Raw genomic sequence first — 23,176 nt, 5'->3', positions numbered from 1 at the left:
CCCTACATGACGAGTACCGACCGCGAGCCGGCCCCCAACCCGCACGCCACGGCCGAGGAAGTCGAGGCGGCCCGCCACGACACCAAGCTGGCGCAGGTGCTGTACCACGACTGGGAAGCCGAGACCTACGACGACAAGTGGTCGATCTCCTATGACCAGCGCTGCATCGACTACGCACGGGGTCGCTTCGACGCCATCGTGCCCGACGAGCTGCAGCGCGAACTGCCCTACGACCGGGCGCTCGAACTCGGCTGCGGAACCGGTTTCTTCCTGCTGAACCTGGTGCAGTCCGGGGTGGCCCGCCGCGGCTCGGTCACCGACCTGTCGCCCGGCATGGTCAAGGTGGCGGTTCGCAACGGTCAGGGACTCGGGCTGGACATCGACGGCAAGGTCGCCGACGCCGAGGGCATCCCCTACGAGGACGACACGTTCGACCTGGTGGTCGGCCACGCCGTGCTGCACCACATCCCCGACGTGGAGCTGTCGCTGCGCGAGGTCGTGCGAGTGCTCAAGCCCGGCGGACGGTTCGTCTTTGCGGGCGAGCCCACCACCAAGGGCAACGTGTACGCGCGCAACCTGTCGACGCTGACCTGGCGCGCCGCCACGACCGTCACGAAGCTGCCGGGGCTCGACGGGTGGCGCCGCCCCCAGGAGGAACTCGACGAGTCCTCGCGCGCGGCGGCCCTCGAGGCGATCGTCGACCTGCACACCTTCGAGCCGGGCGACCTGGAACGCATGGCCACCAACGCCGGCGCAGTCGACGTGCGCACCGCCAGTGAGGAATTCACCGCGGCGATGCTCGGCTGGCCGATCCGGACCTTCGAGGCGTCAGTGCCTCCCGGCCGATTGGGTTGGGGCTGGGCGAGGTTCGCGTTCAAGAGCTGGACCTCGCTGAGCTGGGTCGACGCCAACGTGTGGCGTCACGTCGTGCCGAAGGGCTGGTTCTACAACGTCATGATCACCGGGGTCAAGCCGTCCTGAAGGGTGGCGGCCTTGGCTTCACCCTCGACGACGTCGCGTACCTCGGTGGCGACGAGGGCGGCGCAGCGCTCGCCGAGGTCGACGCGCTCGCGCTGACCGACGCCAGCCGTATCTCCGACATCGCCTCCGCGCGTGCGCGTTTCGGTGACCGGGCGGCCGTCCTGGTCGAGACGACGTTGCTGCGACGCAAGGCCAAGGTCAAGTTTCCGCACGCGGGTCAGTGGCTGTTCACCGGCGAGGCGCTCGAGCAGTCCACCGCCGCCGCGGTGGCCGCGCACCGCGCCGACCGGCTGACGGGTCGCGCCGTGCACGACGTGACGTGTTCCGTCGGAACCGAACTCGCCGCACTGCGCGACCGCGCTGACCAGGTCGTCGGCAGCGACCTCGACGAGGTGCGCGTGGCCATGGCCCGGCACAACGTCGGGCGGGACGGCTCGACGGTCCTGCTGTGCCGCGCCGACGCGCTCGCCCCCGTCACCCGTGACACCACCGTCGTCGCCGACCCGGCGCGACGCAGTGGTGGACGTCGCACGTTCGACCCACGCGACTACACCCCGGCCCTCGACGAACTGCTCGAGGTCTACGCCGACCGCGACCTCGTGGTGAAGTGCGCGCCGGGAATCGATTTCGACCAGGTCCGCCGATTGGGCTTCGACGGCGAGATCGAGGTGACGTCGCTGGGCGGCGGAGTCCGGGAGGCGTGCCTGTGGTCGCCGGGGTTGGGCACGCCGGGGGTGACCCGCCGCGCCACCATCCTGGACCGGGCCGAGGAGATCACCGACGCCGAGTCCGACGACTGTGCGGTCGCCGTGCCGGGCCGCTGGATCGTCGACCCCGACGGCGCGGTGGTCAGGGCGGGACTCGTGCGGCACTACGGCGCGCGGCACGGACTGTGGCAACTCGACCCGGCGATCGCCTACCTCTCCGGTGACGAACTACCCACCGGCGTCCGGGGATTCGAGGTGATGGCCGAATTCGGTCTCACCGAACGCACCCTGCGACAAGAACTATCGGCCCGTGACGTCGGCGCGCTCGAGATCCTCGTCCGAGGCGTCTCGGTGGACCCCGACGAACTGCGTACCCGGTTGCGCCTGCGGGGATCGCAGCGGCTCTCCCTGGTGATCACCCGAATCGGCGCAGGAAGCGCAAGCCGGTCGGTGGTCTATCTGTGCAGGCCGTCCCGGTGAGGCCGCGGGTAGGGTGGCGTCGTCGGCGCCAGTGCCGCACATCGACGGAGGGTTCTCGACAGATGCGCATGTCCACACTGGCGGTGTCCATTTCGGCGGCCGCCGTGCTCGGTTGGTCGGGCATTGCGGTTGCCTCCGCGGCGCCGCCTAAGTGCACCGACCTCAACGGTGTCGTCGACGCCAACCAGATCTGTCAGATCCAGGTCACCGACCCCGGATACTCGGTGAACATCAGCTACCCGGTCGACTATCCGGATGCACAGCCAGTGTTCGACTACGTCAAGCAGACCCGCGACGGTTTCCTCAACGTGGCCAAGATCCCCGACTTCCGGATGATGCCGTACGAGTTGGACACCACGGAAACGAAATTCACGTCGGGCGTCCCGCCGAAGGGCACTCAGAGCGTGGTGTTCAAGACCTACCAGGGCGTCGGCGGCGCCCACCCGACGACGTACTACAAGTCCTTCAACTGGAACACCGGCGCTGGCAAGCCGATGACGATAGACAACCTCTTCAAGGCAGGCACCGCGCCCTACCCGGTCATCCTTCCGCTGGTTCAGGCCGAAGTGGACAAGCAACTTGGCCAGCCGGTGACGATCTCACCCGGGGACGGTCTCGACCCGTCGAAGTACCAGAACTTCGCCGTCACCGACGACTCGCTCATCTTCTTCTTCAGCCAGGGTGACGTGTTGCCAGAGGCCGCCGGCGCGTTGCAGGTCGCGATACCCCGCGGCCCGGTCGACGCCATGATCGCCTGACGCTCAGGCAGGGGCGAAGCCGAACACCCGACCGTCACTCGTGGCGGCGACGACGCGGCGGTCATGACCGATCGACACCCCGACCGGGTACCCGGACGCGCCGGGCATTGGATAGCTGTTGAGCGTGTGGCCGTCGGCGGGGTCGAACACCAGCAGCGCCATGCCCTCACCGTCGCGCGTCACCGTGTACGCGGCCGACGCTCCGCCGAGGCTGGACGTAGAGAGCGGTTCGACGTCGTCACGCGTCCACGCCACCTCCCCGCGGTCACCGTCGTCCTTGACGGCGACCAGCTTGGTTTCCGGGCCACCGCCGGACACGATCAGGCCGTCCGGTGACACCGACGGCGGGGTCTGCGGCTGGAAGTTCAGCGGCACCGACCACTTCGCCGTGCCGTCCTCGGTGTTCAGCGCCCACAGACGTCCGTCGCGTCCGTTGACGTAGGCCGTTGCGCCGTCGGCCGACAGCACCGGGCTGCCGAGCGGGCCACCGGCAACCGCGGTGCTGGTCCAGTCCCTCGCCAGCAGCGGCGTCTGGCCCGGCCGATAGCGCAGGCCCACCACTTCTGGGGCGGGGGCGTCGGGCTGCCACAGCGTCATCACCACGGCGCCCGTCGCAGCCGAGAACGCCGGCGCGGCCGCCACCGGGCACAGCGGCCTACCCGCCTGACAGTCGGCGAGCCCGCGTTCGGAATCCTTCGGGTCGACGCCCTCCACCAGATCCAACGCCGTGCCGACGACGTTGCCGCGGTGCGCGTCGTAGACCAGAACCTGCCCGAGGTGCGTCACCACCAGCAGTTCGCCGGGGGACAGCAGTCGCGGCGTCTGCGGCAGCCCGATCACCGGGTTGCGCCAGCGGATCCACTGGGTCGACGGGAAGGACATGATGGCGCCGGGCTGCCCGACGTACAGGTTGTCGAAGCCGTCGAACAGAGGGCTGGAGATGCCGCCGCCCTGCCAGAGCCTGCTGCACCAGCGTTGGCGTGCCCTGTTGTCGTTCTCCCAGACCATCAGCGAGCAGCCGCCCGCGGTCTGGGCGTTGACGGCGAGGTAGTCGCCCGAGCCGATGGCGACCTGTGACTCCACCTGCCCCTTGACCGACCGGATCCAGTCGAGGCGGAGTGTCCCCGCACCGTCGACCGGCGAATAGCTGCTGTTGGCCGCGTTGCCGTATTGGGCGGACCAGCCGTCGGCGGGATGGGCTTCCACCCACGCGTCGGTGTTGCCGCACGAGCTCGTCCCAAGCGTCACCAGTACCGCTACCGCCACGGCTGCGACGCGGCGCACGGTCATTCCAGGAGCAGACATCGAGTCCCGACACTATCGGAGAGCAGCCAGCGGACGCCGCGAGCGGAGCACCCCGGGAATGTCGCACGGAGGCCAGCAGCCCAGATGAGGTGCTCAAGTAGGCTGTGCCGCCATGACCACGATGTGGGGCGCCCCCATCCACAAGCGCTGGCGGGGCTCGCGATTGAGGGATCCCCGCCAGGCCCGGTTCCTCACGATGGAGTCGCTGCGGTGGGTGCTCGCAAACAAGGCCTACTCACCCTGGTACCTGGTGCGGTACGTCCGACTGCTGAAGTTCAAGCTCGCCAACCCGCACATCGTCACGCGCGGCATGGTGTTCCTCGGCAAGGGCGTCGAGATTCAGGCGACTCCCGAGCTCTCCTACATGGAGATCGGGCGATGGGTCCACATCGGAGACAAGAACACCATCCGCTGCCACGAAGGCTCGTTGCGCATCGGCGACAAGGTGGTCCTCGGTCGTGACAACGTCATCAACACCTACCTCGACATCGAGTTGGGCGACTCGGTGCTCATGGCGGACTGGTGCTACGTCTGCGACTTCGACCATCGGATGGACAGCATCGAACTGCCGATCAAGGACCAGGGCATCGTCAAGGCGCCGGTGCGCATCGGGCCGGACACCTGGGTCGCCACCAAGGTGACGGTGCTGCGCGGCACCAGCGTCGGCCGCGGTTGCGTGCTGGGCGCCCACGCGGTGGTCAAGGGCGAGATCCCGGACTTCTCCATCGCGGTCGGCTCGCCGGCCAAGGTCGTCAAGAACCGCAAGCTGTCGTGGGAGACCTCGGCCGCGCAGCGCGCGGAACTGGCGGCAGCGCTCGCCGACATCGAACGCAAGAAGTCGGCGCGCTAGCCTCTGTCGGGCAAGGGGTGCTCGACGATGAGCGCTCGCCGATGTGGTTCTCGCTCACCGCGTTTCGCCGCGAGGTAGACCTGTGCGGTCTCGGCGGCCACCGTGTGCCAGTCGAACGCCGAGTCGAGGCGTTTGCGGGCTGCCACGGCGTGCCGCTGGGCGGCTCTGGGATCGTCGAGCACCGCGCGGACGGCATCGGCAAGGGCCGCCACGTCACGCGGTGGGAAGGACCGGCCCGTCTTGCCGTCGATGACCGCCTCGCCGAGTCCGCCGACGTTCGACGTCACCAGGGGAGCGCCGGTCGCGGCCGCTTCCAGTGCGACGATGCCGAACGGTTCGTAGTGGCTGGGCAGCACGGCGGCGTCGCAGGCGTGGAGGAGCGCGACGAGTTGCTCGTGGTCGACGCGGCCGACGAAGTCGACGGCCTTGAGCACCTTGTGCTTTCGCGCCTGCTCGAGTAGCCAGTCCTGCTGGGTGCCGTCCCCGGCGATGGTCAGCGTGGTCCCGGGATGAGTCTTCCTGATGCGCGGCAGCGCGGCGATGGCGTCGTGCACGCCCTTCTCGTACTCCAGGCGGCCGAGGTAGAGCAGCCGGGCAGGACCACGTCGAGCGGTCCGGCGCGCGAAGGGCCACAGGCCCGCGTCGATGCCGTTGCGGATGACCCGCGACTCGGAAAGGCCGGGGCCGAACAGTTCGGTTATTTCGTCGCCCATCGACGCCGAACACGTGATGAGCGAGTCGGATTCGCGCACCAGCCACGACTCCACCGCGTGCACCTGGCGGCTGATCTTGCCCGACACCCAGCCCGAGTGCCGCCCCGCCTCGGTCGCGTGGATCGTCGAGACCAGCGGCACGTCGAAGTGTTCGGCCAGTGCGATCGCCGGATGGGCGACCAGCCAGTCGTGCGCGTGGACCACGTCGGGGCGCCACTTCAGCGCCAGCCCGGCGCGCACCATCGAGTGACCCATCGCCAGCGTCCACGCCATCATGTCGGTGGCGAACACGAACTCGTGGGGGTCCTCGGCCGCGGCGATTACGCGCACGCCCTCGCTGACGTCGTCGCCGGTGGGGTGGGTGCTGGGGTCGGTGCCGGTTGGCCGCCTGCTGAGGACGACGACCTCGTGGCCAGCCTCTGCCAACGCGGTAGCGAGGTGGTGGACGTGGCGGCCGAGACCGCCGATGACCACCGGGGGGTACTCCCACGAGATGAGAAGGACCTTCACGACGGCCCCACCCACCGCGCGAGCGTGAGCAAAGTGGGATTCCTGGACGGCGTGTCGGCCGCAGACACGCACGCTCGCGGAAGGCGCGGGAGAAGGAAGCGGGCGGTCATCGGGGGAGTCGTCTGGCGTCGAGGGCACCGAACAATCCGTCGGCCCGATTCCAGTTGCCCGCAAGGCGTTCGGCGTGCTCGCGGCGGCCCGCCGCCAGTGCGTCGGCGATCTCGCGGGTGGCGTGGGCGTGAAGATGCGCACGGTAGCGGGCGTACTCGGCGGCGGTGTCCTTGCTGACCATGAACGGCCAGTCGCTGGACACCGTGAGCAACGCCTCGCGCAGGATCTGGTCGGCGACGACGTCGCGCGGAGTCGGCGCCCCGACGACCGCGTGCTGGGTCAGCGCCTTGTCCACCGTCGCAAGGGCGGTGTCGACGACTTCGGCGTTGAGCCGAACCAGGTCCGACACCTGCTCGCCATTCCACACCTGCCAATTCTTGCCGGAACCCCAAGAGCTGGGCGGCAATTCGACGGACTCGCCGACGAAGCCGTCGGCGATGGCGTCGGACAGCGTGCCGACGCGGATCCCGGCCTCTGGCAGGGCCCGCAGCACCCGCTCGAGCCACACCGGGCCCTCGTGCCACCAGTGCCCGAAGAGTTCGGTGTCGAACGCCGCGACGACGTGGGCCGGTCTCCCGATGCGCTCCGATTCCGAGGTCAGCCTGCGGCGGACCGCGTCGACGAAGTCGGCGACGTGGACGTCGACGGCGTTATCGGCACGCTCGGGCTCGTAGGCGGCCTTGTCGTCGGACGGCACCGCGCGCCCGGTGACCCGGGCCGGCTTGAGACCGGTGAGGTGGTCGTAGGTGTGGAAGTCGCGGTATGCGGCGTGGCCCGGATAGCCCGACTTCGGTGACCACACCCGGTAGCTCACCTTGAGGTCGCGTCCGAACGCGACGACACCCGAGTCGGTGACCGGCCGGCCAAGCGCGGTGTCGCCGTGCAGCGTTGGACCGTCGACCATGAAGTGGGTCACCCCGGCGGCGGCGTACTCGTGCTCGAGCCCTGGTGCATACGCACACTCGGGTGCCCAGATGCCCTGGGGGACATGGGCGAAGCGTTGTCCGGCGTCGGCAAGACCCTCGCGAAGGGCGAATTCGCGCAACCGCGGGTGCAGCAGCGGTTGGAACGGATGGGCCAACGGCCCGCCGAGCAGCTCGACGGCGTCGGCGTCGACGAGTTGGCGCAGCAACGGGCTGCCGCCGTGTCGCCAGTTTGCCGAGAAGTCTTCGAGCGCCCGGCCGGCTTCCTCGTATTCACGAATGCCGAAGGCACGTAACGCGTCCGGTGCCGCGTATCCGCTTCCGCTTCCGCTTCCGCTGCGTCGAACCGCTGCCTCTTGGCCGCGGAGCTGCCAGTTCGCCAACCAACTCTGCATGCCGACCAGCGAGTAGGGGTCGTCCAGCTGCGCGGTGACCACGGGCGTCATGCCGAGGGTGAGCAGGTGGCTGCGTCCTTCGTCGGACAGTCGGCGCAGCAGGCCCATCAGCGGCAGATAGGCGGTGGCCCAAGACTGGTAGAGCCATTCCTCGCCGACCGGCCACCGACCGTGGTGTGCCAGCCAGGGCAGGTGAGTGTGGAGGACGAGCGTGAACATGCCCGGGACGGGCTCCGGAGGGCAGGAGCGAAGCGACCCGGGAAGGGGCTCTGCGCTCACGGTCGCACCGCGATGGCCACCAGATCCAGGCTCTCGTCGATCGCGCGCTCGTTGGCGTCGAGCAGGTCGAAGTCGTCGCTGCGGACCGCCGCGACGTCGGCCAGCAGGTCGGCCGGCCACGGTGCGTTGGCGACGGCCCTGGCGATCTGCGCGTCGATGATCGAGCCGCCGTGCCGGGCGTCGAGCTCGACGAGACGGGCGCCGTGGAAGACGCCGAGCATCGCCTCGACGCGGAAGCCGGACGCGGTCAACAGTTCGGTGAGCTCCGCGGCGTTCAGTTCGCGGGTGTGGAACGGGTTGATCGGGGTGTCGCGGCCGGGGGAGAACGTGATCCGGTTGGGCGTCGACATCAGCAGCATCCCCGACGGACGCAGCACGCGAGCGCACTCGTCGACGAACTGGCCCTGGTCCCAAAGGTGTTCGATGACTTGGAAGTTCACCACGACGTCGACGGAGCCGTCCTCGAGCGGCAATTCGGCCAGGTTTCCCTGGCGCATGTCGACGCGGGGGTAGCGCGCGCGGACGTGCGCCACGGCGGAGTCGTCGTAGTCGAGACCGATGACATGGGTGGCCACGATGGCGATCAGGTCGGCGCCGTAGCCCTCACCGGAGCCGGCCTCGAGTACGACGCGGTCGACGCAGCGATCCAGCAGCCGTTGGTACACCACTTCGTGCCGGCGGAACCAGTAATTCTCCTCGGCCAACCCGGGGATGGTGCGCTCCCCGGTCAGAGGAAGCGAGTCCACGTTCGGTAGCGCGGAATCGGATGGTTCGGGCTGGGTAAATGTGCTCATTGCCAACGCAGGCTAACCCAGCTATGGCCATTGTCACTTGTTCGCAAGGTTCATAAGCCGGTGGGAGGGGGCAGAAGGTTAGACAACACCAGTTAAGGTGAGGGTGCATACCGCCCCAAGTTACTGACTAGTAACCTGATGGCTGTTGTATCAATCGTGATATGGGCAGGCCGGCTGAGGCCTCATCGAGGAGGACGAACCACACTCATGACGAACATCGTGGTCCTGATTAAACAGGTTCCTGATTACGAGGATCGGCATCTCACCGACGGTGACTGGACCCTTGACCGGGCCGGCAGCGATCCGGTGCTGGACGAGATCAACGAGAAGGCCGTCGAGGTCGCGCTGCAGCTCAAGGAGAAGCACGCGGACGCCGACTACAAGGTGGTCGTGCTGACCGCGGGCCCGGCCAGCGCCGAGACGGCGATCCGCCGGGCACTGTCCATGGGTGCCGACTCGGCCTACCACCTCGTCGACGACGGGCTGCACGGCTCCGACATCGTCCAGACGTCGTGGGCGCTGGCGCGGTCGCTCGGCCAGATCGAGGACATCGGCGTTGTCATCGCCGGCAACGAAACCAGCGACGGCGTCGGTGGCGCCGTTCCTGCGATCCTCGCCCAGTTCCTTGGTCTGCCGCAGCTGACGTCGATGCGCAGCATCGACATCGCCGACGGCAAGGTCACCGGCGAGCGTGAGACCGACGACGGCATCTTCGGTCTCGAGGCGACGCTTCCCGCGATCGTCAGCATCAACGAGAAGATCGTCGACGACGCCCGCTTCCCCTCGTTCAAGGGCATCATGGCGGCCAAGAAGAAGCCCGTCGAGAACCTGTCGCTGGCTGGCATCGGCGTCGAAGCCGACGAGGTCGGTGGACAGTACGCCGGGTCGACCGTGGTGTCGGCCACCCCGAAGCCGCCGAAGACCGCAGGCGAGAAGGTCACCGACGAGGGCGAGGGCGGCAAGCAGATCGCCGACTACCTGGTCGCCCAGAAGCTCCTCTGAGCTCCGTCGACCCGTCCCAGACCCACACTTCCTAGAGAGCGATCGAGAACCAATGGCTGAAGTACTCGTGCTCGTCGAGCACGCTGAAGGAAATCTGAAGAACGTCACCGGAGAGCTCATCACCGCGGCCCGTGCGCTGGGTGAGCCCTCTGCCGTCGTCATCGGTGCGCCGGGAACGGCGGACAAGCTGACCGATGCGCTCAAGGCGCTCGGCGCGGCGAAGATCTACGTCGCCGAGTCCGACGTCGTCGAGCAGTACCTCGTCACCCCCAAGGTCGACGTCCTCAACTCGCTCGTCGAGTCGGCGTCGCCGGTGGCGGTCGTCGTGGTCGCCAGTGCCGAGGGCAAGGAGGTCGCCGGACGCGTCGCGGCCGAGACCGGCTCGGGCGTGCTCATGGACCTGATCGGCATCAAGGAAGGCCCCATCGGGGTCCACTCCATCTTCGGCGGTGCGTACACCACCGACGCGAAGGCCGAAGGCGACGGACCCGTCCTCGCGCTGCGTCCGGGTGCCGTCGAGTCCGAGCCCGTCGCCGGTGCAGGTGAAGTGGTCACCGTCGAGGTGCCCGCACCTGCGGAGAACGCCACGAAGATCACCTCGCGTCAGCCGGCGCAGAAGAGTGCGCGTCCCGAGTTGAGCGAAGCCAAGATCGTCGTCGCAGGCGGCCGTGGCGTCGGCAGCAAGGAGAACTTCAACGTCGTCGAGGAACTCGCCGACGCGTTCGGTGGCGCCGTCGGTGCCTCCCGCGCCGCGGTGGACTCCGGCTTCTACGAAGGTCAGTTCCAGATCGGCCAGACCGGCAAGACGGTCTCGCCGCAGCTGTACCTGGCCCTCGGCATCTCGGGTGCCATCCAGCACCGCGCGGGCATGCAGACGTCGAAGACCATCGTCGCCGTGAACAAGGACGAGGAAGCTCCGATCTTCGAGATCGCCGACTACGGCATCGTGGGCGACCTGTTCAAGGTCTCCCCGCAGCTGACCGACGCGGTCAAGGCTCGCAAGGGCTAAGTTCCCAACGCTCTACGCAAACCCCGGTGCACCTGGTGCACCGGGGTTTTGCGTTGTCGGGACCCGTGCGTTCCCAGGACTACGGACTTTCCAGGGCTCGAGTGGCGTCGGCCGGTGCGAGAGTCGACTCATCACATCGAGAGAGGGGTTCGGCAATGAGGGTCACAGTCATCGGGGCCACCGGCCAGGTCGGTTCGAAGGTCGTCGAGCTGCTGCGCGAGCAGGGGCATGACGTCGTCCCGGCATCCCGGGAGACTGGCGCCGACGTACTCACCGGCGCCGGACTGGTCGAGGCGCTCACCGGCGCCCAGGTGTTGGTCGACGTGGTGAACTCGCCGTCGTTCGACGACGATCCGGTGCTGAAGTTCTTCACCGCCTCGTCGGCCAACCTGGTCGCCGCGGCGAAGGAGACCGGCGTCGGGCACTACGTCGCACTGTCGATCGTCGGCGTGGACGGATTGCCCGACAGCGGATACATGCGCGCGAAGGTGGTGCAGGAGAAGACGATCACCGCATCGGGTCTGCCCTACACGATCGTGCGGGCCACCCAGTTCCAGGAGTTCGCCGAAGCCATCACCGGATCCCTGGTCGTCGACGGCGAGGTGCGCGCGCCGGACGCACTCATTCAGCCGATCGCGGCCGCCGACGTCTCGGACGCCGTCGCCAAGGCCGCGGTTGCCACGCCAGTCGACGGGATCGTCGACGTCGGAGGACCCGAGAAGCTGTCGTTCGCCGACATGGCGCGGGCGGTCCTCGCGAACCAAGGCGCCGACACCCCCGTCGTCGTCGACCCCTCGGCCACCTACTTCGGCACCCACGTCGAGCAGGACAGTCTGGTCACCGGATCGGGTGCGACCCTGGCTCCAACCCACTTCGCCGACTGGCTTGCCTCCCGATGAGCCAGGGGGAGCTCAGCGGCCGGACGGCGCTGGTCACCGGCGGCACCGCCGGCATCGGGTTGGAGTCGGCCCGGCTGCTCGCCGAGGCGGGCGCCGCGGTGACGATCACCGGCCGCGACGTCGAGCGCGGAGAGAAGGCACTCGCCGCCATCGGCCTCGGTGTCCGGTTCGTCGCCGCCGACCTTTCCGACCTGGACTCGGTGGCATCGCTGGCCCGGCAATGCGGTGACGTCGACGTCCTGGTGAACAACGCCGCGAGCTTTCCCGGCGCGTCGACCGTAGACCAGGACCCGGCTTCCTTCGAGCGGACGTTCGACACCAACGTCCGTGGGGCGTACTTCCTGGTCGCCGCCGTGGCGCCGGGCATGCTGGCCCGCGGCAGCGGCAGCATCGTCAACGTCACCTCCATGGTCGCCTTCAAGGGGGTGGCCGGGGCCTCGACCTACAGCGCCTCGAAGGCGGCCCTCGAATCGCTGACCCGAACGTGGGCCGCGGAGTTCGGGTCTCGTCACGTCCGGGTCAACAGCGTCGCACCAGGGCCGACGGCCACCGAGGGCGTCGTCGCCGAATGGGGCGAGACCAACGAACAACTCGGCCGCGCCCTGCCGCTGGGCCGGACCGCCGACCCGCGCGAGATTGCCGAGGCGGTGTTGTTCCTCGCATCGCCGAGGTCGAGTTTCGTCACCGGTTCCACCCTGCACGCCGACGGCGGCGGCGCAGCCGTCTGACCCTCCGAAGGAGACCACCATGCACGACATGACGACGTCCGACGGGACCACGAGTCCCCTTACCGTGATCCAAAGCGTCACACCGCCGTTCATCCCGCAGAACGCCGACGTGATGACCGTGATCATCGAATGGCCGGCCGGCAGCCCCGGGGCCCGACCTCACCGTCACCCCGGTGGTCCCGCCTTCGGATACGTCCTCGAAGGCGAGATGCTGTTCGAGCTCGAGGGTGAGGCGCCGCGAGTGATCAAGGCGGGCGAGGCCTTTTGGGAGCCGGGTGGTGACGTCATCCACTATTCGGACGCCAACAACCGCACCGATGGACCGCTGCGCTTCGTGGTCAACATGCTGTGCGTACCGGGCCAGCCCATGCTCGTCTACGTCGAGCCCGAGGAGCTCGAACGGTTGAAGGACCGGCGGGTGCCCCGCGCACTGCCCTGACCATTCGGGCGCAGACGTAGGGTTGCGCCGTGGACCTGCTTCTCGGAATCGACATGGGCACCGGAAGCACGAAGGGCGTCCTGGTGGACACCGCGGGGGTCGTGCTGGCCTCGGCCACGATCACCCATTCGATGAGCCTGCCCCGGCCGGGATGGGCCGAAGTCGACGCCGAGGCGACGTGGTGGCGCGAGGTCTGCGAGATCAGCAACCGGCTGGTGCGCGAGATGCCCTCGGGGTCGAGCCTGGCCGCCATGTGCGTCAGCGGAGTTGGCCCGTGCCTCGTGCTCTGCGACGACGATCTGAACCCGCTCCGGCCGGCCATCCTCTACGGAATCGACACCCGGGCGACCGCCGAAATCCAGGCTCTGACCGAGGAATTCGGTGCCGACGAGATTCTGCAACGGGCGGGAACGCTGCTGTCGAGTCAGGCGGTGGGGCCCAAGCTGGAATGGGTGCGACGCCACGAGCCGGAGGTATTCGGCCGGGCGACGGGGTGGTACGGGTCGAATTCCTACATCGCGGCCAAGCTCACCGGTGAATATGCGATAGACCATCACACGGCCAGTCAGTGCGATCCGCTCTACGCGACCAGTGCCTTCGAGTGGAACGTCGAATGGGCCACCCGGATCTGCGGGCACCTGCCGCTGCCCCGCTTGGTGTGGCCCCACGAGGTGGTCGGACGCGTGCAGGGCGACGCCGCGGCCGCCACCGGCGTCCCACGGGGCACACCGGTGGTGGCCGGCACCGTGGACGCCTACGCCGAGGCGTTCTCGGTCGGTGTCCGCAACACCGGCGACCAGATGCTGATGTACGGCTCGACGATGTTTCTGGTGCAGATCATCGACGAGTACCACAGTGATCCCGCGCTGTGGACGACCGCGGGCATCGACCGTGGATCGTTGGCGTTGGCGGCGGGAACGTCGACGGCGGGCACCATGATCGGCTGGCTGCAGTCCGTCACCGGCGGTGCGCCGTTGGACGAACTGACGGCCGAGGCGGCGGCGGTTCCCGCGGGCTGTGAGGGCCTGATGGCACTGCCGTACTTGGCGGGGGAGCGGACCCCGGTGTTCGACCCAATCGCGCGGGGACTGTTCGCCGGTCTGACGCTGCGCCACGGCCGCGGGCATCTGTTTCGGGCGGCCTACGAGGGAATTGGCTTCGGGGTCAGGCAGATTCTGGAGATGTTCGACGACGCGCACACCGGACGCCGCACCGTGGCCGTCGGAGGCGGCCTGCGCAGCCCGATCTGGGCGCAGGCGGTCAGCGACATCACCGGCCGTCCGCAACTGGTTGCCGAGCAGGGGATCGGCGCCAGCTACGGCGACGCCCTCATGGCAGCGATCGGCGTGGAACTGGTTGCACCGGAGACGGATTGGGCCAAGATCACCCACGAAATCACCCCGAACCCGGCCAATCGCGGGCTGTATGACGAGCTGTACGGCACGTGGCGCGGGCTGTATCCGGCCACCAAGGATCTGATGCACGCGCTTGGCGAGCTCGGGAGTTGATGTCGGACCCCGCTTCTATGATGGTGGTATGTCCACGGCGACAGCGTCTTTGAGCTCGAAGGAGCGCTTGGACGTGTTGTTCTCCGAGATGGAAGAACTCGCTGGGCAGCGCAATGCGATCGACAGTCGGTTGGTGGAGATCGCCGCGGAGATCGAGGGTGACGGGATCTGGGGTGCGACCGGCTGCCGGTCGGTCCCGGCGTTGGTGGCCTGGAAGTTGGGTGTGTCCCCGCACAACGCGGAGACGATCGTGACTGCCGCGCGGCGGTTGGAGGAGTTTCCGCGTTGTGCGGCGATGATGCGCGACGGCCAGTTGTCGTTGGATCAGGTCGCTGTGATTGCCGAGCGGGCCGGGGCGGGGTCCGACGAGCATTACGCGCAGTTGGCGTCGGTGGCGACGGTGACGCAGCTGCGGATGGCGATCAAGTTGGAGCCGCGGCCCAAACCGGACCGCAAGCCTGAGCCGGAGCGGTCGGTCCGCAAGACCGTCGGGGAGACCCACACGACGTATCGGATCACGCTGCCGAAGCTCGAGGCCGCGAAGTTCGACACCGCCATGGATTCGCATCGCGACGCCTTGGTCGCGGAGTGGAAGCGCGACCACGCCGGCGATGCTGATATCGCTACCGATATCGAAGCTGGCGAGGTGTTCGGCGGGGCCCGGCATGGCGAGAACCCCGAGGGTCCGTCGGTGCAGGTGACGCCGTTCCCGAACGCCGCGGATGCGTTGATGAGTCTGGTGGAGGCCGGGTGGGACGCCGATGTGGCACGTCGGCCGCATGGGCAGCACACCACCGTGGTGGTGCATCTGGACGTCGAAAGCCGCAACGCTGCTCTGCATCTGGGGTCGTTCCTGTCCGAGGAGGACCGCCGGTATTTGATGTGTGAGGCGGACTGCGAGGTCTGGTTGGAACGCCACGGTCAAGTGATCGGGTCCGGGCGGGCGACCCGCCAGATCAGCCGCCGGCTGCGCCGCGCGCTCGAGCATCGGGACCGCTGCTGTGTGGTCCCCGGGTGCGGGGCGACCCGCGGATTGCACGCCCATCACCTCCGGCATTGGGAGGACGGCGGCGCGACTGAGCTCGACAACCTGGTCCTGCTGTGTCCGTTCCATCACCGGTTGCATCACAGTGGCGGCATTACCGTCACCGGGCCGGCCGGGAACCTGGTCGTGACCGACGCCGACGGCAAGACCCTCCACCCGGGATCACTGGCCCGGCCACCGACTCAACCCCGGCCATCGGTGAAGCCATGTCGCGGCCCGTTGGGGGAACGGGCTGAATGGTGGTGGTGCACACCGTTCGAACCGCAACCACCACCGTCGGACGACTGACGGGTCACGTGCCAATGGCGTTGGTGGACAACGTCGGTCACGCGTACGCGTTCATCAGCCGCCCGCGCGAGATCAAGGACGCCGTCTGCTTGAGACGTTGGGCGCGAATGCTCACGTCGTAGCCGCCCACGTGCTCCACGGCGGCGAACTCACCGGACAGATAGCCGTAGAGATGTTGGACGTCGCGGCAAATGGCGATGGCCATGAGGTTGTTTCGACCGCTGATGGCGGCCACGGACGCGATCTCGGCGTGTGCCGCGATCTGCTGCCCGACGCTGTCGAGGTGTTGCGGCGTCGTCGTCAGCCAGATCATCGCGTTGAGCTCGAAGCCGAGGCGTTGGGGCAGGACGTCGAGGTCGTAGGTCAGCGTGCCCGCGGCCTCGAGTGCGGCGAGGCGGCGTGCGACGCGAGGCGTGGACCAGCCGGTCTCCTGGGCCAGGCGCGAGTGGGGTGCGCGGCCGTCTGCGGCCAGCGCGTCGAAGAGCGGCTGATCCTCGGCTGTCGGCGCGGCGGGTCGAACGGTGGGCGACGGCGGGGTGGATCGCTGCAGGATGTGATGAACCTGGTCGGCGTCCAGGGTGTGGCCGTATGCGGTCCACGGTTCGGTGCCCGCCTCACCGAACGTGTGGAGGATCAGGTCGATGTCGAGGTCGATCACCGACGTGGTGCGCGGCAATCGCCCGAGTAGTCCCTCGGGGCCCTCGGTCAGCGGTGCACGCACGACGAAGACCAGTTCGCTCCAGCCCGAAAGGATGTTGGCGTGAGTCACTTCTGGCCGCCGTACCAGCGCCTCGGCGAGGCGGGGGATGTCATCGGGCTTGGCGTGGACACGGACCACCCACTGGGCCTCACCGTGCACCCTCGGGTTCAGCAGGCCGACGACCCGCAACGCCCCGTCGCGCCGTAGCCGGTGGTAGCGGCGGGCGACCGTCTGTTCGGGTGCGTCGACCGTGTCGGCGACGAGACGGAACGAGGCCCTTGGTGACAATTGCAGGGCGTGAATGATTTGGCCGTCAAGCACGTCGATCATGCGGATAACACTACGGGCGCTGCGCCATCGTGAAGATTGTCGGCCATTCTCCGGCTATCAGTCGCTGATCGTCACCCCACCCGGCCATTCTCGAGAGCATGCGTCTAACGAACAACACGATCCTCATCACCGGCGGCGGCAGCGGTATCGGTGAAGGTCTCGCCGTCGCCCTGCATCGGGCAGGCAACCAGGTCGTCATCGCGGGTCGCCGCCAGGACGCACTGGAATCCGTTGCCCGTCGGCACCCAGGTATCGCGTGCCTTCCGGTGGATCAGAGCGACGCGGGTGCCGTTCGCGACTTCGCCGAGGAGGTCGTGCGGCGACATCCGCGGTTGAACGTGTTGATCAACAACGCGGGAATCATGCGTACCGAAGATCTGCGGGCCCCGGATCCCGATGTCATCGGCGACGTGATCTCGACGAACCTGCTCGGCCCGCTTCTGCTGACCGCGCATCTGCTGCCCGCGCTGAGGCGCAGGCCGTCCGCGTTGATCGTGAACGTCACCTCGTCCCTTGCCTTCGTACCGAAGGCTGGCCTCCCCACCTACTGTGCCACCAAGGCGGCGATGCACTCCTACACAGAATCCCTGCGATTCCAATTGCGGGACAGCCCGATTCGGGTGATCGAGATTCCTCCTCCCCGGGTCTACACCGACGGGACCGCGGACGACGACTACGGGGTGGGGGTCGAGGGGTTCGTCCGCGACGTCGTTTCGCTGCTGGCCTCGCGTCCCGAGGCCGATGAGGTCGTCGTCGACGCAGCTACGCCGCTGCGGTTCGCCGAACGCCGTGGTGACTACCAAAAGGTCTATGCAGCAGTCAATTGCGAGGAATCGAAGGGAACCCAATGAAGATTGGAATCGGATTGCCCAACCACGTCGCCGGAGTCGACGGCACGCTGGTCGTCGAGTGCGCGCGCCGGGCCGAGCAGCGCGGATTCGACGCCGTGACGACGATCGACCGTTTGATCTACCCGAGCCTCGACTCGGTCACCACGCTGGCGCTGGCCGCAGGTGCCACCTCGACAGTCGGCCTGGTGACCAACATTCTGCTGGCCCCGCTCTACCCGCCGGTCCTTCTCGCCAAGCAGTTGGCGACCCTGTCGGACGCCTCCGGCGGCCGGCTCGTTCTCGGGGTCGGAGTCGGTGCGCGACCCGACGACTACCGCGGCGCGGGGGTCGAGTTCGATTCTCGCGGAGCGATTCTCGACGACGCCGTGACCGTCTGGCGGGAGGTCTGGTCGGGTGCGCCGTTCGACGGTGGGGCGGCGCTGTGCCCGGCTCCGGTGACCATCCCCGTGCTGTTCGGCGGGAAGGGGAAGCCGACGTTGCGGAGGGTGGCCACGCTCGGTGACGGCTGGGCCGGTGGCGCGGTGCGTGACTACGAGACCCAGGCGTCCTTCGCCGAGCAGCTTCGCACTCGTTGGCACGAGGCGGGCCGCGCGGGCCGCCCTCTGATGCAGACGTCGGTGAACTTCGCGCTCGGTGACGGTTCCGTCGTGGCCGACGGTCGGCGAAACCTGGGCGCGTACTACGGAAACAAGCCGGATTACGCGGCGCTCAACGTCGCGGACATGGTGGACACGCCCGCGGATGCCCACGGCACCGTGCAGCGGTATCGCGACATGGGCTTCGACCAGTTGTTGTTCCATCCGAGTGTGGCCTCGCTGGATCAGGTCGACCGGCTCGCCGACGCCGTGCTGTAGCCGACAATCAGTCGGCGAGCGTGGGACTGGTCAGGATGTCGTTGGCCGTTCCGGGGTCGGTGACCAGGCGGTTGAAGTAGCCGCCGCGAGCGCCGGCGATGATGGAGTCGACCTTCTCCTTGCCGATGGCCACGGCGATGGTCGCCGGAATGTGGCGCAGCACTTCGAGTTCCACGGCGATCAAGCGGTCGCCGTCCTCGAACTCGACCGGCCGACCGTCCCGGTCGTAGAAACGCGAGCAGACGTCGCCGACGGCGGAGCGCAGCGACGTCGAACCCGTCGGGACGAATCGGGGGATGTCCGAGCGCGTCAGCGGTGGTGCGCCGATGCCCATCAGCGCACACCGGGCGTGAGGCCAAAGATGCAGCACCCGTTGAATACTCGGATCGTTCAGCAGCGACTGGTACAGCTCGACGCCGGGCAGGCCGGGGGCGAAGAGGTAGTTCGCCCGGCCGCCGATGCGGTTGGCGACCAGGCGGGTGATCTCGTTGGTCTGATACCACTCCTCGGGCTGATCATTGCCGCCGACGGTCGGAGCGACCACGACGCCGGGCAACGGGGTCAGCTCGCACTGGGCGACCTCGTACACCGTGCGCCCCGACGACACCAGGAGCACGTCGCCCGGTAGGAGCCCTGCCTCGCCGAGCGCCCTCGCCACCGCCGGTGCGAGTACCCGCCCCATGACGTCGACGACGGAGCGACCGGAGGTGGGGGTCGGGAGCTGCGCGCTGAGGTAGACCGACGTGATGTTGAGCGCGCGGGCCAGCCGATCGGCCAGGTCGCCCGTGCGCGCCTCGGCGGGCGGCACCACCTCGATGCGGACGATGCCCTGTCGCTTGGCTTCGGACAGCAACCTGCTGACGGTGGCGCGGCTAGTGCCGAGTTGTTCGGCCACCTCGGCCTGGGTGGCGTCGTCCTCGTAGTACAGCCGGGCGGCCGCGTAGAGAAGCGAGGCCGCGAAGTGACTGGCCTCGCCGTCCTGCGGGCTGGCGTCGACCGATTGGTTCGCCGGCATGGGCTGAGCCGACCTGGGCATGCAGGAAGTATGGCACCGCTCTCGCAACCCTGCACATATGTTCTGAAGGGAATCTTGCTGAACATTCGTTCTGGACAAATGTGCACGCTCTCGATAATGTGACCTCAGCCACAGCCGAAGGAGCCTTTGACATGCCCGAACAAATCCCCGAGAAGATGCAGGCCGTCGTCTGTCACGGACCGAACGACTACCGACTCGAGGAGGTCGCGGTTCCGGAGCGCAAGCCAGGCGAAGCGCTCGTCCGTGTCGAGGCCGTCGGCATCTGCGCCAGCGACCTGAAGTGCTACCACGGCGCCGCCAAGTTCTGGGGCGACGAGAACCGCCCCGCCTGGACCGAGACGATGGTCATCCCCGGCCACGAATTCGTCGGCCGCGTCGTCGAACTCGACGACGCAGCGGCAAGCCGGTGGGGCATCGCCGTCGGCGACCGGGTGACCTCCGAGCAGATCGTGCCGTGCTGGGAGTGCCGCTTCTGCAAGCGCGGCCAGTACCACATGTGCCAACCCCACGACCTCTACGGTTTCAAGCGCCGCACCCCCGGCGCGATGGCCGGGTATATGACCTACCCGGTGGAAGCGTTGGTGCACAAGATCTCCGGCGACATCCCGCCCGCACACGCCGCCTTCGTCGAGCCGCTGTCCTGCTCGCTGCACGCCGTCGAACGCGCGCAGATCACCTTCGAGGACACCGTCGTGGTGGCCGGTTGCGGACCCATCGGACTCGGCATGATCGCCGGGGCGAGGGCCAAGAACCCGATGCACGTCATCGCGCTGGACATGGCGCCCGAGAAGCTCGCGCTCGCCAAGAAGTGCGGTGCCGACATCACGATCAACATCGCCGAGGAAGACGTCGAGAAGATCGTCAAGGATCTCACCGACGGCTACGGGGCCGACGTGTACATCGAGGGCACCGGGCACCCGTCCGCCGTGCCGCAGGGGCTCAACGCGCTGCGCAAGCTGGGCCGCTACGTCGAGTACGGCGTCTTCGGCAGCGACGTCACGGTCGACTGGAGCATCATCAGCGACGACAAGGAACTCGACGTCCTCGGCGCCCACCTCGGGCCGTACTGCTGGCCGGCCGCCATCAAGATGATCGAGTCCGGCGTGCTGCCCCTCGACGAAATCTGCACCCACCAACTTCCGCTGAGCGAATTCCAGAAGGGCTTGGACCTCGTCGGCAGCGGCAAGGAGTCGGTCAAGGTCTCCCTGATCCCGGCGTAGTCCGACATCCCCCGCAGGATCCCACGAAGGACACGAAGATGAGTCGAGATCGCAGCGCAGGCATTTTCCGGGCCGGCCCGGGTGGCCCCCAGATGTCGCGACGAAACATGTTGGCGGCGTTGGGCGTTGCCGGAGCCGCCGCGGCCAGCCTGCCCGTGCTGAGCGCCTGCGGCGTCGGCGGCAAGGCCAGCGCCCCCAACGGGGCGTCGGCGGTGACCGGTGGCTTCGACTGGAAGAAGGCGTCCGGGCAGACGCTGAACATCCTTCAGACGCCGCACCCGTATCAGCTGTCGTATCAACCGCTGCTCGCGGAGTTCAGCGAGCTCACCGGGATCACGGTGAACGTCGACCTGGTGCCAGAGGCCGACTACTTCACCAAGCTGAACACCGAACTGGCCGGCGGCTCGGGTAAGCACGACGCGTTCATGCTCGGCGCCTACTTCATCTGGCAGTACGGCCCCCCTGGCTGGATCGAAGACCTCAACCCGTGGCTGCAGAACAGCTCGGCCACCAGTGCCGAGTACGACTTCGAGGACATCTTCGAGGGTCTGCGAACCTCCACCCGATGGGACTTCGTCAACGGCAACCCGTTGGGGACCGGCGGTCAGTGGGCCATCCCGTGGGGGTTCGAGAACAACGTCGTCGCCTACAACAAGCGCATCTTCGACGAGAAGGGCATCACCAAGCTGCCCGACAACCTCGACGACTTCATCCAGCTCGCCGTAGACCTGACCGATCGCTCGGAGAACCGCTACGGAATCTCCACCCGCGGCTCGAAGTCCTGGGCCACGATCCACCCCGGCTTCATGACGCAGTACAGCCGCGAAGGTGCGGTCGACTACACGTTCAACGGTTCGGAACTCATCGCCGAGATGGACAGTGACAAGGCGATCGACTTCACCAAGAAGTGGATCGACATGCAGCACCAGGCCGGGCCGACGTCGTGGACGACCTACGACTACCCCAACGCCACCGGCGATCTCGGCGACGGCAAGGCGATGATGGTGTTCGACGCCGACAGTGCCACCTACCCGAAGAACAAGCCGGGGGCGAGCAAGGAAGCGGGCAACATCGCCTGGTATGCCGGGCCCGCCGGAGCGGACGGCAACTACAAGACCAACCTGTGGACGTGGAGTTGGGCGATGAGCGCCAACTCCCGAAACAAGCTGCCCGCCTGGCTGTTCATCCAGTGGGCCACCGGCAAGGAGGCGATGAACAAGGCCGTCGAAGGCGGCACGTACGCCGACCCGGTGCGAAAGTCGGTGTTCGACACCACGTTCAAGCGGGTCGCCGCCGACCAGTTCGGTTACCTGGAGGCCTTCGAGACCGTGATCGGTCAGTCGAAGATTCAGTTCACCCCGCAGAAGAAGTTCTTCGACACCACGCAGAACTGGGCCGTAGCCCTGCAGGACATCTACGGCGGTGACGACGCCGCGTCGCGCCTACGCAGCCTCGCCAAGACCAACACCTCCAAGGTCAACCTCTAGGAGTTCTGGCAGTCATGACCACGCAAACCCCCAAGGCGCCGGCGACTTCGCCGGAACAGCCTGCCGCCGCGCAGCGGCGCAACGTGCCCGAGGTGCCGACCTGGCGCCGCAAGCTCCGTCCCTACCTCCTGTCGATTCCCGCGCTCGTGATCGTCGTCGGAATCCTCTACCCCTTCTTCGTGGGCGCCTACTACGCCTTCCTCAACTACGCGGCGGTCAACCCGAACCCGCACTTCGTGTGGTTCGACAACTTCAAATCCGTTCTCGGTGACCAGGTGTTCTGGTACAGCGTGCGCACGACGGCCATCTTCGCCGTCCTCGCCACCTTGGTCGAGACCGTGCTCGGAGTGGGCCTGGCGCTGCTGCTGAACCGCTCGAGCATCATCGGCAAGATCTTCGAGAAGGTGTTGATCCTGCCCTTGATGATCGCCCCCGTGATCGCGGGCGTGATTTGGAAGCTGATGTTCAACCCGCAGTTCGGCGTCCTGAACCACGTTCTGGGACTTGGCAACACCTTCGACTGGTTGTCCAGCGGCAACGCCCTGTTCTCGGTGATACTGGTCGACTTGTGGATCTTCACGCCGTTCGTGGCGATTCTGGTGCTGGCCGGCATCCGGTCCCTGCCGAAGGAGCCGTTCGAGGCGTCCGAGGTCGACGGAGCCAGTTGGTTCTTCATGTTCCGCAAGCTGATGCTCCCGATGCTGTGGCCGTACATCCTGGTCGCCGTCATCTTCCGGTTCATGGACAACCTCAAGGTGTTCGACCACATCTACGTGCTGACCGCCGGCGGTCCCGGCGTGGCCACCCGGACCCTGCAGATCGGCGCGTTCGAGGACTCGATCATCAACCTCGACTACTCCCGCGGCAGCACCTACATGCTGCTGCTCTGGATCATCGTGTTCATCACCGCGCGCTACCTCGTAAGCGTGCTCGGCAAGGCGCAGCGTCGTGCTGCGGGAGCGGAGTCCTAGCTC

Annotated in this window: 22 protein-coding genes; 16 read left to right on the top strand and 6 right to left on the bottom strand. The window is 67.6% G+C overall.

Annotated features, from left to right (window positions below):
* Positions 1 to 6: 6 nt before the first annotated feature.
* The 3 genes from ASD37_RS06285 (at position 7) to ASD37_RS06275 (ending at position 2,926) form a co-directional block, all read left to right on the top strand.
* Positions 7 to 981 (top strand): class I SAM-dependent methyltransferase, encoded by a 975-nt coding sequence (locus ASD37_RS06285; protein WP_056549144.1) that lies wholly within the window; start codon positions 7 to 9, stop codon positions 979 to 981.
* A complete protein-coding gene (locus ASD37_RS06280) occupies positions 915 to 2,168 on the top strand; it encodes a class I SAM-dependent methyltransferase (RefSeq protein WP_162253226.1) in 1,254 nt (417 codons plus the stop codon). The genes ASD37_RS06285 and ASD37_RS06280 overlap by 67 nt, the downstream gene beginning before the upstream one ends.
* 62 nt (positions 2,169 to 2,230) lie before the next feature.
* Positions 2,231 to 2,926 carry an esterase gene (locus ASD37_RS06275; RefSeq protein WP_056549142.1) on the top strand — a complete coding sequence of 232 codons (696 nt, stop codon included), beginning with the start codon at positions 2,231 to 2,233 and terminating at the stop codon, positions 2,924 to 2,926.
* Between the two features lie 3 nt (positions 2,927 to 2,929).
* Here the strand turns inward: ASD37_RS06275 and ASD37_RS06270 are convergent, their stop codons facing one another.
* The gene (locus tag ASD37_RS06270; protein WP_082569948.1) at positions 2,930 to 4,231 is read right to left on the bottom strand and encodes a PQQ-binding-like beta-propeller repeat protein; all 1,302 of its coding nucleotides are present in this window, start codon (positions 4,229 to 4,231) and stop codon (positions 2,930 to 2,932) included.
* Between the two features lie 112 nt (positions 4,232 to 4,343).
* Between ASD37_RS06270 and ASD37_RS06265 the strand changes: the two genes are divergently transcribed.
* Positions 4,344 to 5,081: an acyltransferase gene (locus tag ASD37_RS06265; protein WP_056549138.1), complete on the top strand. Its 738-nt coding sequence runs from the start codon at positions 4,344 to 4,346 to the stop codon at positions 5,079 to 5,081.
* Here the strand turns inward: ASD37_RS06265 and ASD37_RS06260 are convergent.
* The 3 genes from ASD37_RS06260 to ASD37_RS06250 all read right to left on the bottom strand — a co-directional run bounded on the left by ASD37_RS06260 (position 5,078) and on the right by ASD37_RS06250 (position 8,806).
* Positions 5,078 to 6,304, bottom strand: coding sequence for a glycosyltransferase family 4 protein (locus tag ASD37_RS06260; RefSeq protein WP_056549943.1), 1,227 nt, complete (start codon positions 6,302 to 6,304; stop codon positions 5,078 to 5,080). The two genes, ASD37_RS06265 and ASD37_RS06260, sit on opposite strands and share 4 nt — an antisense overlap.
* 106 nt (positions 6,305 to 6,410) lie before the next feature.
* Complete coding sequence (locus ASD37_RS06255) at positions 6,411 to 7,952, bottom strand: glycoside hydrolase family 57 protein (protein ID WP_056549136.1); 1,542 nt, start codon at positions 7,950 to 7,952, stop codon at positions 6,411 to 6,413.
* A 56-nt stretch (positions 7,953 to 8,008) separates the two neighbouring features.
* Complete coding sequence (locus tag ASD37_RS06250; RefSeq protein WP_056549134.1) at positions 8,009 to 8,806, bottom strand: bifunctional 2-polyprenyl-6-hydroxyphenol methylase/3-demethylubiquinol 3-O-methyltransferase UbiG; 798 nt, start codon at positions 8,804 to 8,806, stop codon at positions 8,009 to 8,011.
* A gap of 207 nt (positions 8,807 to 9,013) precedes the next feature.
* Here ASD37_RS06250 and ASD37_RS06245 point away from each other — a divergent pair, with 207 nt between their 5' ends.
* The 7 genes from ASD37_RS06245 (at position 9,014) to ASD37_RS06215 (ending at position 15,724) form a co-directional block, all read left to right on the top strand.
* Positions 9,014 to 9,808 carry an electron transfer flavoprotein subunit beta/FixA family protein gene (locus ASD37_RS06245; RefSeq protein ID WP_056549132.1) on the top strand — a complete coding sequence of 265 codons (795 nt, stop codon included), beginning with the start codon at positions 9,014 to 9,016 and terminating at the stop codon, positions 9,806 to 9,808.
* 52 nt (positions 9,809 to 9,860) lie between these two features.
* The gene (locus tag ASD37_RS06240; protein WP_056549130.1) at positions 9,861 to 10,817 is read left to right on the top strand and encodes an electron transfer flavoprotein subunit alpha/FixB family protein; all 957 of its coding nucleotides are present in this window, start codon (positions 9,861 to 9,863) and stop codon (positions 10,815 to 10,817) included.
* 155 nt (positions 10,818 to 10,972) lie between these two features.
* A complete protein-coding gene (locus tag ASD37_RS06235) occupies positions 10,973 to 11,716 on the top strand; it encodes an SDR family oxidoreductase (RefSeq protein WP_056549128.1) in 744 nt (247 codons plus the stop codon).
* Positions 11,713 to 12,444, top strand: a complete 732-nt coding sequence (locus tag ASD37_RS06230) for an SDR family NAD(P)-dependent oxidoreductase (protein ID WP_056549126.1) — start codon at positions 11,713 to 11,715, stop codon at positions 12,442 to 12,444. Before ASD37_RS06235 ends, ASD37_RS06230 begins: the two co-directional genes overlap by 4 nt.
* Positions 12,445 to 12,463: 19 nt before the next feature.
* Positions 12,464 to 12,883: a cupin domain-containing protein gene (locus ASD37_RS06225; protein WP_082569947.1), complete on the top strand. Its 420-nt coding sequence runs from the start codon at positions 12,464 to 12,466 to the stop codon at positions 12,881 to 12,883.
* Between the two features lie 29 nt (positions 12,884 to 12,912).
* A complete protein-coding gene (locus ASD37_RS06220; RefSeq protein WP_056549124.1) occupies positions 12,913 to 14,391 on the top strand; it encodes an FGGY-family carbohydrate kinase in 1,479 nt (492 codons plus the stop codon).
* A gap of 28 nt (positions 14,392 to 14,419) precedes the next feature.
* Positions 14,420 to 15,724 (top strand): HNH endonuclease signature motif containing protein, encoded by a 1,305-nt coding sequence (locus ASD37_RS06215; RefSeq protein ID WP_056549122.1) that lies wholly within the window; start codon positions 14,420 to 14,422, stop codon positions 15,722 to 15,724.
* A 37-nt stretch (positions 15,725 to 15,761) separates the two neighbouring features.
* Here the strand turns inward: ASD37_RS06215 and ASD37_RS06210 are convergent, their stop codons facing one another.
* The gene (locus ASD37_RS06210; protein ID WP_056549120.1) at positions 15,762 to 16,754 is read right to left on the bottom strand and encodes an Lrp/AsnC family transcriptional regulator; all 993 of its coding nucleotides are present in this window, start codon (positions 16,752 to 16,754) and stop codon (positions 15,762 to 15,764) included.
* 98 nt (positions 16,755 to 16,852) lie between these two features.
* On the opposite strand from ASD37_RS06210, the gene ASD37_RS06205 reads away from it, so the two are divergent.
* Together ASD37_RS06205 and ASD37_RS06200 are read left to right on the top strand one after the other, a co-directional pair.
* On the top strand, positions 16,853 to 17,605 hold the full coding sequence (locus ASD37_RS06205) for an SDR family oxidoreductase (protein WP_056549117.1): 753 nt from the start codon (positions 16,853 to 16,855) through the stop codon (positions 17,603 to 17,605).
* Positions 17,602 to 18,459 carry an LLM class flavin-dependent oxidoreductase gene (locus ASD37_RS06200; RefSeq protein WP_056549115.1) on the top strand — a complete coding sequence of 286 codons (858 nt, stop codon included), beginning with the start codon at positions 17,602 to 17,604 and terminating at the stop codon, positions 18,457 to 18,459. The genes ASD37_RS06205 and ASD37_RS06200 overlap by 4 nt, the downstream gene beginning before the upstream one ends.
* Positions 18,460 to 18,466: 7 nt before the next feature.
* Here the strand turns inward: ASD37_RS06200 and ASD37_RS06195 are convergent, their stop codons facing one another.
* Complete coding sequence (locus ASD37_RS06195) at positions 18,467 to 19,495, bottom strand: sugar-binding transcriptional regulator (protein ID WP_056549113.1); 1,029 nt, start codon at positions 19,493 to 19,495, stop codon at positions 18,467 to 18,469.
* Positions 19,496 to 19,626: 131 nt separating this feature from the next.
* Between ASD37_RS06195 and eltD the strand changes: the two genes are divergently transcribed.
* From eltD to ASD37_RS06180, 3 genes are read left to right on the top strand one after another with little or no spacing between them, the layout of a single operon-like run.
* Complete coding sequence (eltD, locus tag ASD37_RS06190; RefSeq protein ID WP_056549111.1) at positions 19,627 to 20,715, top strand: erythritol/L-threitol dehyrogenase; 1,089 nt, start codon at positions 19,627 to 19,629, stop codon at positions 20,713 to 20,715.
* Positions 20,716 to 20,753: 38 nt separating this feature from the next.
* Complete coding sequence (locus tag ASD37_RS06185; RefSeq protein ID WP_056549109.1) at positions 20,754 to 22,202, top strand: extracellular solute-binding protein; 1,449 nt, start codon at positions 20,754 to 20,756, stop codon at positions 22,200 to 22,202.
* Between the two features lie 14 nt (positions 22,203 to 22,216).
* Positions 22,217 to 23,173: a carbohydrate ABC transporter permease gene (locus tag ASD37_RS06180; RefSeq protein WP_056549107.1), complete on the top strand. Its 957-nt coding sequence runs from the start codon at positions 22,217 to 22,219 to the stop codon at positions 23,171 to 23,173.
* The last annotated feature ends 3 nt before the right edge of the window (positions 23,174 to 23,176 follow it).

Source organism: Mycobacterium sp. Root135 (genome assembly GCF_001426545.1).
Lineage (GTDB): Bacteria > Actinomycetota > Actinomycetes > Mycobacteriales > Mycobacteriaceae > Mycobacterium.
The sequence above is the reverse complement of the archived record's forward strand: the minus strand, read 5'-3'. Positions and strand labels throughout refer to the sequence as shown.

Excerpts from the sequence above, each read along its gene's own strand:
- ASD37_RS06285 (WP_056549144.1), top strand. The coding sequence starts at position 7 with ATGACGAGTACCGACCGCGAGCCGGCCCCCAACCCGCACGCCACGGCC.
- ASD37_RS06275 (WP_056549142.1), top strand. The coding sequence starts at position 2,231 with ATGCGCATGTCCACACTGGCGGTGTCCATTTCGGCGGCCGCCGTGCTC.
- ASD37_RS06270 (WP_082569948.1), bottom strand. The coding sequence starts at position 4,231 with ATGTCTGCTCCTGGAATGACCGTGCGCCGCGTCGCAGCCGTGGCGGTA.
- ASD37_RS06265 (WP_056549138.1), top strand. The coding sequence starts at position 4,344 with ATGACCACGATGTGGGGCGCCCCCATCCACAAGCGCTGGCGGGGCTCG.
- ASD37_RS06255 (WP_056549136.1), bottom strand. The coding sequence starts at position 7,952 with ATGTTCACGCTCGTCCTCCACACTCACCTGCCCTGGCTGGCACACCAC.
- ASD37_RS06250 (WP_056549134.1), bottom strand. The coding sequence starts at position 8,806 with ATGAGCACATTTACCCAGCCCGAACCATCCGATTCCGCGCTACCGAAC.
- ASD37_RS06245 (WP_056549132.1), top strand. The coding sequence starts at position 9,014 with ATGACGAACATCGTGGTCCTGATTAAACAGGTTCCTGATTACGAGGAT.
- ASD37_RS06240 (WP_056549130.1), top strand. The coding sequence starts at position 9,861 with ATGGCTGAAGTACTCGTGCTCGTCGAGCACGCTGAAGGAAATCTGAAG.
- ASD37_RS06235 (WP_056549128.1), top strand. The coding sequence starts at position 10,973 with ATGAGGGTCACAGTCATCGGGGCCACCGGCCAGGTCGGTTCGAAGGTC.
- ASD37_RS06230 (WP_056549126.1), top strand. The coding sequence starts at position 11,713 with ATGAGCCAGGGGGAGCTCAGCGGCCGGACGGCGCTGGTCACCGGCGGC.
- ASD37_RS06225 (WP_082569947.1), top strand. The coding sequence starts at position 12,464 with ATGCACGACATGACGACGTCCGACGGGACCACGAGTCCCCTTACCGTG.
- ASD37_RS06215 (WP_056549122.1), top strand. The coding sequence starts at position 14,420 with ATGTCCACGGCGACAGCGTCTTTGAGCTCGAAGGAGCGCTTGGACGTG.
- ASD37_RS06210 (WP_056549120.1), bottom strand. The coding sequence starts at position 16,754 with ATGATCGACGTGCTTGACGGCCAAATCATTCACGCCCTGCAATTGTCA.
- ASD37_RS06205 (WP_056549117.1), top strand. The coding sequence starts at position 16,853 with ATGCGTCTAACGAACAACACGATCCTCATCACCGGCGGCGGCAGCGGT.
- ASD37_RS06200 (WP_056549115.1), top strand. The coding sequence starts at position 17,602 with ATGAAGATTGGAATCGGATTGCCCAACCACGTCGCCGGAGTCGACGGC.
- ASD37_RS06195 (WP_056549113.1), bottom strand. The coding sequence starts at position 19,495 with ATGCCCAGGTCGGCTCAGCCCATGCCGGCGAACCAATCGGTCGACGCC.
- eltD (WP_056549111.1), top strand. The coding sequence starts at position 19,627 with ATGCCCGAACAAATCCCCGAGAAGATGCAGGCCGTCGTCTGTCACGGA.
- ASD37_RS06185 (WP_056549109.1), top strand. The coding sequence starts at position 20,754 with ATGAGTCGAGATCGCAGCGCAGGCATTTTCCGGGCCGGCCCGGGTGGC.
- ASD37_RS06180 (WP_056549107.1), top strand. The coding sequence starts at position 22,217 with ATGACCACGCAAACCCCCAAGGCGCCGGCGACTTCGCCGGAACAGCCT.